Origin of the sequence: Ectopseudomonas khazarica (assembly GCF_004521985.1) — a bacterium.
Lineage (GTDB): Bacteria > Pseudomonadota > Gammaproteobacteria > Pseudomonadales > Pseudomonadaceae > Aquipseudomonas > Aquipseudomonas khazarica.
Map to the genome: position 1 here is coordinate 1 of NZ_SBHZ01000052.1, position 417 is coordinate 417.

Here is a 417-nt window from a genome sequence, read left to right on the forward strand (position 1 = left end):
CCCAAACATCGTGAACCGGCAGCTCGGCCCCCTACAGATCGCTCTCGGGATCATAGCGGCTGACGGCTCGCCGCGCTGGACGGCGCACAGCTTCCGGCACTTCGCCGTATCGCTCTGGATCGACGAGGGAGCGAAGATCGGGCAGGTCTCGGAATGGGCAGGGCATGAGTCGCCTGAGTTCACGCAACGGGTCTATGGACACCTGTTCAAGTTTGGCCGGACGGACCGCCGGGCGGTCACTGCAGGCGAGCTTTCTGTGCTCGGCGCGGTTGAACCAGCAACACCAACGCAACACGGCAACGACAACGCGCTGAAAAACGGCGTATCAGCAATAGCTTAATCGACCTCAGCAGCCGCCTTCTAAGCGGCAGGTCGTTGGTTCGAGCCCAACCGGGGTCGCCAGGTGTTTTCTGGAGG

The 417-nt window shown here is 62.4% G+C and carries 1 protein-coding gene; it reads left to right on the forward strand.

The genetic code is table 11. The features are described 5' to 3' along the window. Nucleotides 1-340 (forward strand): site-specific integrase (locus EPK82_RS24680; protein ID WP_208651191.1); only part of this gene is annotated, 340 nt, incomplete at its 5' end. Nucleotides 341-417 lie beyond the last annotated feature (77 nt).